The 9,350-nt window shown below is 61.0% G+C and carries 6 protein-coding genes; 2 read left to right on the top strand and 4 right to left on the bottom strand.

Annotated elements, in window-relative coordinates; all coding sequences use genetic code 11:
* The first annotated feature begins 192 nt into the window (after positions 1-192).
* The gene (locus Q5Y75_RS07030) at positions 193-954 is read left to right on the top strand and encodes an NAD kinase (protein WP_306195649.1); all 762 of its coding nucleotides are present in this window, start codon (positions 193-195) and stop codon (positions 952-954) included.
* Between the two features lie 352 nt (positions 955-1,306).
* On the opposite strand, the gene Q5Y75_RS07025 is transcribed toward Q5Y75_RS07030, so the two are convergent.
* Positions 1,307-2,758, bottom strand: coding sequence for an amidase family protein (locus Q5Y75_RS07025; protein WP_306195648.1), 1,452 nt, complete (start codon positions 2,756-2,758; stop codon positions 1,307-1,309).
* Between the two features lie 220 nt (positions 2,759-2,978).
* On the opposite strand from Q5Y75_RS07025, the gene Q5Y75_RS07020 reads away from it, so the two are divergent.
* Positions 2,979-4,460, top strand: a complete 1,482-nt coding sequence (locus Q5Y75_RS07020) for a peroxidase family protein (protein WP_306195646.1) — start codon at positions 2,979-2,981, stop codon at positions 4,458-4,460.
* 33 nt (positions 4,461-4,493) lie between these two features.
* Here Q5Y75_RS07020 and prpE read toward each other — a convergent pair whose 3' ends face one another.
* From prpE to Q5Y75_RS07005, 3 genes are all read right to left on the bottom strand, one after another.
* Positions 4,494-6,383 (bottom strand): propionate-CoA ligase PrpE, encoded by a 1,890-nt coding sequence (prpE, locus tag Q5Y75_RS07015; protein WP_306195644.1) that lies wholly within the window; start codon positions 6,381-6,383, stop codon positions 4,494-4,496.
* 234 nt (positions 6,384-6,617) lie between these two features.
* Positions 6,618-7,007 (bottom strand): GFA family protein, encoded by a 390-nt coding sequence (locus tag Q5Y75_RS07010; protein ID WP_306195642.1) that lies wholly within the window; start codon positions 7,005-7,007, stop codon positions 6,618-6,620.
* Positions 7,008-7,038: 31 nt separating this feature from the next.
* Positions 7,039-9,312 carry an NADP-dependent malic enzyme gene (locus Q5Y75_RS07005; protein WP_306195640.1) on the bottom strand — a complete coding sequence of 758 codons (2,274 nt, stop codon included), beginning with the start codon at positions 9,310-9,312 and terminating at the stop codon, positions 7,039-7,041.
* Between the last annotated feature and the right edge of the window lie 38 nt (positions 9,313-9,350).

The following is a 9,350-nucleotide window of genomic DNA, read 5'->3' as shown; positions in this document are numbered from 1 at the left end:
GTATCACGTAGGCTGACGTTCATGGTCGCTCCGACTGGTTGGGATGTGATTTGGCGGATTTCCTATCGGAAACCGGCCCAGTGAGAAAGGCTGTAAAGCGACTATTCCACCGTTGGGGGCGTCAAGTCTGGCCTAATGTGGAAAGGTATGTTTGTTTCGGAACCATATGCGCAGCACCGGAAACCCAGTGACATGACAAAGAGAATCGCCTTTCTGGCGAGCGATGCGCCTGTGGCGCAGACCGCACGCGCCGCCCTGATCGGCCGCTACGGTGATGTGGCTCCGCGAGAGGCCGAGATCGTTGTGGCGCTGGGTGGCGACGGGTTCATGCTGCGCACGCTGCATGGCACGCAGCATCTGAACACGCCGGTCTATGGCATGAATCGCGGCACGATCGGCTTTCTCATGAACGAATATAGCGAAAGCGACCTGCTGGATCGGCTGGCCGAGGCCGAGGAAGAGATCATCAATCCGCTGACGATGCGGGCAAGGGATCAGCACGGCAACACCCATGAGGCGCTGGCCATCAACGAGGTCTCGCTGCTCAGGGCCGGGCCACAGGCGGCGCGGCTAAAGATCACCATCGATGGCCGGGTGCGGCTGGCGGAACTGGTCTGTGATGGCGCGCTGGTGGCGACACCAGCCGGATCGACGGCCTACAACTACTCCGCCCATGGGCCGATCCTGCCCATCGGGGCAGATGTGCTGGCCCTGACGGCGATTGCCGCGTTCCGCCCCCGGCGTTGGCGCGGAGCGCTGCTGCCCAAGACGGCAATGGTGCGCTTTGACGTGCAGGACCCGGAAAAGCGCCCGGTCATGGCAGATGCGGATTCGATTTCAATCACCGATATCGACTGGGTCGAAATCCGCTCCGACGCCTCAGTCGCGCACCGGATTCTGTTCGACCCTGGCCATGGTCTGGAGGAGCGGCTGATCTCGGAACAATTCACCTGATACGGGTCCGATGAAGAGAATTTTCAACTTTTTGAAAGCTCTGTGAAGCAGGTCACAGCCCGGTCGGCAAGAATCAGCTAGTTTTGATCTTGCCGACGACATGGTCCCGACAAATTGAGTGAGTGGCAATTCGGGGACGCGTTCGCTAACGAGTATGCATTGTTTTGCATGAGTGGGCGCAGGGAAAGCCGGGGGGTAGCACCTGTGTTCGTCAAAAGTCGGCGGTTTGAAGTGAAGTGGTCCCGGATGGAGTTTGAGTGGTTTCATCCGGGGCCCGCCACAAAGCCGTGAATTTAATGGTGTGTCCGGGGGGACGCCACACGGCACGTATTAAGGCTGGGGGGCTTTGATATTATAAGTGGGGGCTAAGACCGGGTCGGGCCATGCGTTGCCAAAGATGGGAACACATGCGTCCGACCCGCTTTTCTATGCACAATGCCGCACCCACTGCCAGATCTTCGCGCCAGCGCGGGGCGACGATCTGCACGTTGATCGGCTGCACTCCGGCGGGCAGTTCCGACAGGCGGGCCGGGACGCTGGCCGCAGGCAGGCCCATGAAGTTCATCGAATAGGACCAGAGCGCGCTGCCGAGCACCTCATGCACGCCTTCTGCGCCTTCGGTATCGCGGTCGGGGCGGAAGAAGGGTTGCGGCAGGAACGGGGTCAGGGCCAGCGGGTAGCGCTGCTGGAACGTGGTCCATTCGCGGGCGAAAAAGCTGCGCTTTGCCATCATCTCAAGAAGGTCCTGACCCAGATAGGGCGGGAATTCCTGAAAATAGACCGCAAAGATATCGCGGATCTGTTGTGAGCCAATGCGATCAACATCCGCCTTCATCATCGAATAGACCTCGCCCATCAACGCGCGATAGCCCGCCCGCCCCGAGGCGAAGACATCCGGCGTTTCGACCTCTTCGACCTGATACCCGGCATCGATCAGTGCATCGCGGGCAGTTAGCAAGGCGGCCTCGACCTCAGGGTGCAGATCATAGCCGTAGGTTTCGCGGGTGAAGGCCACGCGGAGCGGGGTCTCGGGCGGGTCCAGCCGCCAGGGCATGGGCACATGGAACGGATCGCGCGGGTCGGCGGCGATCAAGGATGGCATGGACAGGTGCAGGTCCTCAGCCGCGCGGGCAAACAGGCCTTGCACCGACATGGATTGCGCCAGCATGCCGCGCTCCGCACTTTGGCTCGGGTTCCAGGCGGGCACACGCCCGATCCCCGGCTTGACCGTTACCGCCCCGTTGGCGGCGGCGGGGAAGCGCAACGAGCCGCCGATATCGTTGCCATGGGCCAGCGCGCCGATCCCGGCCATCACCGCAGCCCCCGCACCGCCCGAGGAACCGCCCGCCGAGACATGGTCTCCCCATGGATTGTGGGTGCGCCCGAATAGGGGGTTGTCGGTGTCGGCGCGAAAGGAAAACTCGGGCGTATTGGTGCGCCCGATGATCACCGCGCCCGCCTGTTGCAGGTTACGCACCACTGGCGCGTCATCAGGTGCGATCAGATCCTTGAGCGCGGGTATGCCGTTGGAGGTCGCATAGCCTTTCTGATCCACATTGATCTTGATGGTCACCGGCACCCCGTGCAGCGGGCCAAGCGGGTTGCCCGCCGCGCGCGCCTTGTCGAGCGCGCGCGCGCGCGTGCGGGCGTCTTCGGCGCAACTATCGACCACGGCGTTCAGCGCGGCGTTCACCGCCTCCATCCGGTCAAGGCTTGCGGCGACCGTGTCCTCAACGCTCAGATCGCCTGAGCGGGTCTTTTCGACCGTTTCGCGTGCGGTCAGCTGCCAGATGCTGGTGTTCATGCCCGTCCTCCTGCGCGGCAGCCTAGCCGGGCACGGCGCAAGTTCAAGCGAAACCCGGCGCGCGGGGCACCCACCTTGCTTGGCGGAAACTCGCCGAACTTTTGTCCAGCGGCATCGGCATGTTGTGGTTGCGAGCGGCATTTAGCACACTCAATGAGCGAATTAATGCGCATATAAATACACATTTTAACTATTAGCTTACTTTAAAGAGGATTTGACCATGGCCCATGGCTCAAGACATTTCGACATTCTTGCCCCCCGTTCAAAATTCTACCACGGCCCGTTTGGTCGTATGTGCCCTGATCTTCCAGCCTGGGCGGGCATGGAAGATGCAGAACTGAAACAGGTCGCCAACAATCTGATGGTTGAGGTGCCGGGAAAGACGCCCGGAGAATTGACCGACCCCAAGACGGTCGACGATCTGGAGGATCAGTTCGGATCGGATATCCCGGCCGGTTATACTTACTTCGGCCAGTTCGTCGATCATGATATCACATTCGATCCCACGGCCCTGTCGATGCGCCGCACCGATCCCAACGGGCTGCTGAATTTCCGCACGCCGCGGTTGGATCTGGACAATGTCTATGGGCGCGGACCGGCGGATCAGCCCTATCTTTATGACCCTGCGGACAAGGCCAAGCTGGCCATTGGCGCGGTGTCTGACGATGCCGCGCTGCCGGACCTGCCGCGCCTGAACGGGACTGCCGTGATCGGCGACATGCGCAATGATGAGAACTCGATCGTCAGCCAGTTGCAACTGGCGTTCCTGCTGGCCCATAACAGACTGGTCGATCGGGCCCGCGCCGTTACGCCGGGGATCAGTACGTCGGACGCGTTTGAGGCAGCACGCACCACGCTGCGCTGGCTCTATCAGCATATCGTCTGGCATGACTTCCTGCGCCGCATCCTGTTGCCCGACACGCATTACTGTGCGCTGTCGCTCGAAAAGGCCTGCGGGGGGCGCAAGCGCTGGGTTTGCGGGCTGGATGATATCTATAGCTGGAAGCATCAGCCTTATATGCCGGTGGAGTTCTCGGTCGCAGCTTATCGCTTTGGCCATTCGATGGTGCGTAATGCCTATCAGACCAATTTCCCGGCGCGTGGATTCGGTGCGTTTGTTCCGATCTTCGACAATTCCGGCGCGCCGGATCCGGATGATCTGAAGGGTTTCCGTCCAATGCTGGCGCGCAATTCGATCCAGTGGGACTGGTTTCTGCCGATGACGACATCGCGACCACCCTTCCCGCAGATGGCGCGCAAGATCGACGCCAAGCTCAGCAATGCGCTGTCCTTCCTGCATGAAGGGCCGGTCGGGGATGAGCTGAACATTCTCGCCTTCCGCAATCTCAAGCGGAGCATCCAGATGGGGCTACCTGCCGGGACGGATGTGGCGCGCAAATTCTGCGTCGACCCGATTGAGCTGTGTGAGAGCGAGCCCGATTCGCTTTGGTATTACATCCTGCGCGAGGCCGATCTGGAAGGTGGCAATTCGCTGGGCGCGGTGGGCTCGATCATCGTCGCGGCGGTCTTTGCCGGGCTGCTCAAGGGCGATCCCTGTTCGTGGATCAATGTCGCGCCCTGCTGGACGCCGGATGACGATCCGCTGCTGGAAGAGTGCGACAAGATCGACGATCCGTCCTGGAGCCTGGCGTCGATCATCCGCCTTGCGGGGCTGAAACCGGACGGTATCGGGTTTGCGTAAAAACAAAGCGGGGCGCCAGATGGCGCCCCTTTCTCACTGCGCGTAGCCGATGCTGCGGAGTGCCGTTTCGATCTCACCCAGAATGGCGGGGTCATCGATGGTGGCAGGCATCTTGTAGTCCTTACCATCGGCAATCGACACCATGGTGCCGCGCAGAATCTTGCCCGAGCGGGTCTTGGGCAGCCTGTCCACCACGACCGCCAGTTTGAAAGCGGCCACTGGCCCGATCTTGTCGCGGACCATCTGCACCACTTCTCCGGTGACCTCGGATGGGTCACGCGCCGCCCCGGCGTTGAGGCAGAGGAACCCCACGGGCATTTGGCCCTTGAGCTGGTCCGAGACACCAATCACCGCGCATTCGGCCACGTCCGGGTGGGCGGCCAGAACCTCCTCCATCCCGCCCGTCGACAGGCGGTGGCCCGCCACGTTGATCACGTCATCGGTGCGCGCCATGATGTAGAGATAGCCATCCTCATCCATCATCCCCGCATCGCCTGTCTCATAATATCCGGGGAATTGCTGAAGATAGGATTTGCGGAACCGATCCTCGGCATTCCATAGCCCCGGCAGGGTGCCCGGGGGCAGGGGTAGCTTGATCGCAATCGCGCCCAATTCACCGGCTTTCACCGGGTGGCCGCCCTCATCCAGGATATGCACGTCATAGCCCGGCATCGGTTTGGCCGGAGAGCCCAGTTTTACTGGCAGTTCCTCGATCCCCAGCGGGTTGCCCGCGATAGCCCAGCCGGTCTCGGTCTGCCACCAATGGTCAATCACCGGCACTTTCAGCGCCCGCTCTGCCCATTCGATCGTATCCGGGTCAGCGCGCTCGCCCGCCAGGTAGAGCGCCTTGAGGCAGGACAGATCGTATTGGCGGATCATCTCGCCATTGGGATCTTCACGCTTGACCGCGCGGATGGCAGTGGGGGCGGTGAAGAAGCTCTTGACGTTATGCTCAGAAATCACCCGCCAGAAGGTGCCTGCATCAGGCGTGCCGACCGGCTTGCCCTCGAACACGATGGTGGTGTTGCCGTGTATCAGCGGCGCGTAACAGATATAGGAATGGCCCACGACCCAGCCCACATCCGAGGCGGCCCAGAACACATCGCCGGGCTCGACATTGTAGATGTTCTTCATGGTCCAGTTCAGCGCCACCAGATGACCCGCAGTGGGCCGCACCACGCCCTTGGGCGCGCCGGTGGTGCCGGACGTATAAAGGATATAGGCCGGATCATTACCATTCACCGGCACGCATTCAGCCGGTTCAACCCCGTATTGGAACCCGTGCCAGTTGACATCGCGCCCCTCGATCAGTTGGGCGACTTCCTGTTCACGCTGGAAGATGACGCAAAACTCTGGCTTGTGCTCGGCAAGGTCGATGGCCCCGTCGAGCAGCGGCTTGTAGTGAACAGCACGGTTGGGTTCCAAACCACAAGAGGCGGCGATGATCGCCTTGGGTTTGGCATCGTCGATCCGAACGGCCAATTCGTTGCTGGCAAAGCCGCCAAAAACCACCGAATGCACCGCGCCAAGCCGCGCGCAGGCCAGCATTGCCTCCAGCGCTTCGGGGATCATCGGCATGTAGATGATCACCCGGTCACCTTTTTCGATGCCCTTGGCTCGTAGCGCACCGGCCAGCGAGGCCACGCGGTTGCGCAACTCTACATAAGAAATCTGCCGCTTGCTGTGGGTGATCGGGCTGTCATGGATGATGGCGATCTGCTCGCCGCGCCCGGCCTCCACATGTCGGTCCACCGCGTTCCAGCAGGTGTTCACCTTGGCGTCCGAGAACCACTCATAAAGCGGCGCGTTTTCGTCAAAGAGCGCTTTGGTCGGCGGCGTGACCCAGTCGATCCCCGTGGCCGCCTCAAGCCAGAACGTTTCGGGGTCATTTTTCCAACTGTCATATACGTCCTGATAGCCCATGTGCCTCTCTCCTCCATTCGTCTGGGACAGGTGTTAGTGAGCGCGCATCGGGCTGGGCAAGGAATTTAAGTTCCGTTGCGTCAGATTATCGCAAAAATTTGCAATTCAGACCCCTAAAGCTCTGCTAAACTCTGCAAACCCCCTTGTTATTAGCGGATCGTGTTTGCTGATTTCGGCACTTTGCAAACCACACTGCGTGATGTGCAAAGGGTATCGCTACTAGATTCGCCCACCCTAGCCTGGGATACTTGCATATTTTGGCAAGCGGTCATCGATCTGCAGCCACTTGATGTGCTCGCCGTGAAAGACATGCGTTTGAGGTGCGATGTCCTCGGGGTTATCTAGCGTTGCGATATAAAGATGCAGGTTGTCGCGATCCTCTGCGTGGCGAAAGGCCATCGGCGTGCCGCAGGTCCCGCAGAACAGGCGTTCCACTGGTTCCGAGGAGCGATAGATGCGCGGCTCTGCCCCGCTCCAGCGCACGCTGTCATGTGGAACGCCGAAGAATGCCGTCACCGGTGCCGCGCAATTGCGGCGGCAATCGGCGCAATGACAGTAACAACTCCAGGCGACGGCCCCGTCACTTTCCCAGCGCACGTCGCCGCAATGGCAATATCCCTTCATCTGAACGCACCTCCCGTTGAACTCAGACGGGTTAACCGTAATGAGTCACCGGCGTTCCGGCAATTGCCGACATGTTCAGCAGCCCGCGCGCGGTGATCGAGGGCGAGACGATATGGGCGCGGTTGCCCATGCCCATCAGGATCGGGCCGACCTCAAGCCCGCCGGCGCGGGCCTTGAGGATATTGCGCACGCCGCTCGCCGCATCCGCATGGGCGAAGATCAGGATATTGGCCGCGCCCTCCAACCGGCTATGCGGGAAGATGCGCTGGCGCAGCGTCGGGTTCAACGCTGTATCTACGTTCATTTCGCCCTCATAGACAAAATCCCGGGCCTTGCTGTCGAGAATGCCAAGCGCCTCGCGCAGACGCTTGCCGGAGCCTTCGCGCTGATTGCCGAATTGCGATTGCGAACAGAGCGCGATCTGCGGCTCGATCCCGAAGCGTTTGACATGGCGCGCCGCGCCGATGGCGATTTCGGCCAGCTGTTCGGGATTGGGTAACTGATAGACATGGGTGTCCGCGATGAAGAGGGGGCCTTCCTCAAGGATCATCAGTGACAGCGCGCCATGGGCATAGTGACCGCCGCGTCCCAGCACCTGGTTCACGTAGTTCAGATGCCAGCGATACTCGCCGAACGTGCCGCAGATCAGCGAATCCGCCTCACCGCGATGCACCATGATCGCGCCGATGGCGGTGGTGTTGGTGCGCATCACCGCCTTGGCGATATCGGGCGACACGCCGCGCCGCATCATCAGCTCGTGATAGGAATTCCAGTAATCGTAATAGCGCGGGTCGTTTTCCGGGTTCACAATCTGAAAGTCGCGGCTGGGCCGGATGTCGAGGCCAAGCCGTTCGCAGCGGGCCTCGATCACTTCGGGGCGGCCGATGAGAATCGGGGTTTCCGTGGTTTCCTCAAGAATGGCCTGTGCGGCGCGCAGCACGCGTTCATCCTCGCCCTCGGCAAACACGATCCGGCGCGAGGCGATCCGTGCGGCATCAAAGATCGGGCGCATCAGAAGGGCGGATTTGAAAACCGACTGGTTCAGTTTCTGCTTATAAGCCTCAAGATCTTCGATGGGCCGTTTCGCGACACCGCTTTCCATCGCTGCCTTGGCCACGGAGGAGGAGACGACGCCAACCAGCCGCGGATCAAACGGTTTCGGGATCAGGTAGTCGGGCCCAAAGGTCAACTGCTCGCCCCGATAGGCGGCGGCGGCTTCGGCGCTGGTGGTGGCGCGGGCCAGCTCGGCGATCCCGTCGATACAGGCCAGTTGCATCGCATCGTTGATCTCGGTTGCGCCCACATCCAGCGCGCCCCGGAAGATGAACGGAAAACACAGCACGTTATTGACCTGATTGGGAAAATCGCTGCGCCCCGTCGCGATGATGGCATCCGGTGCAACCTCGCGTGCGGCCTGGGGCAGGATTTCCGGTGTTGGATTGGCCAGCGCGAAGATGATCGGGCGATCGGCCATTTTGGCGACCATCTCGGGCTTCAGCACGTTGGGACCGGAGAGGCCAAGGAACAGATCGGCACCGTCGATCACCTCGTCCAGCGTGCGAAGATCGCTGGCTTGCGCATAGGCGGCCTTATGCGGGTTCATATCCTCGGTCCGGCCCTCATAGACCAGCCCGTGAATATCACAGAGCCAGACATTCTCGCGTTTCACGCCCAGCTTCAGCAGCATGTTTAGGCAGGCGATGCCCGCCGCACCGCCCCCGGTTGAGACGATCTTGATATCCTCAAAACTCTTGCCCGCTACATGCAGCGCATTCTTGGCGGCGGCCCCCACGACGATGGCGGTGCCGTGCTGGTCGTCATGGAAGACCGGGATGCCCATGCGCTCGCGGCAGAGCTGTTCGACGATGAAACAGTCCGGTGCCTTGATGTCTTCGAGGTTGATCGCGCCAAATGTGGGCTCCAGCGCGCAGACGATATCGGCCAGCTTTTCGGGGTCGGACTGATCCACCTCGATGTCGAAACAGTCAATATTGGCGAACTTCTTGAACAGGACGGCCTTGCCCTCCATCACCGGTTTCGAGGCCAGCGCGCCGATATTGCCCAGCCCCAGCACTGCCGAGCCGTTCGACACCACCGCCACCAGATTGCCGCGCGCGGTATAGCGCGCCGCATCTTCGGCGTTGGTCTTGATTTCGAGGCAGGCTTCGGCAACGCCCGGCGAATAGGCCAGCGACAGGTCGCGGCCATTGGCCATGGGTTTGGTCGGGCGAATCTCAAGTTTGCCGGGCTTGGGAAACTCGTGATAATCCAGCGCCGTTTGGCGCAGTTTCTGACTGTCCGACATTCCTCAACTCCCGACTGAATTTAGTTTAGCCTTAAACT

It is taken from the genome of Ruegeria discodermiae (assembly GCF_030758345.1).
GTDB lineage: Bacteria > Pseudomonadota > Alphaproteobacteria > Rhodobacterales > Rhodobacteraceae > Ruegeria_C.
This window is presented reverse-complemented; position numbering and strand designations above follow the sequence as displayed.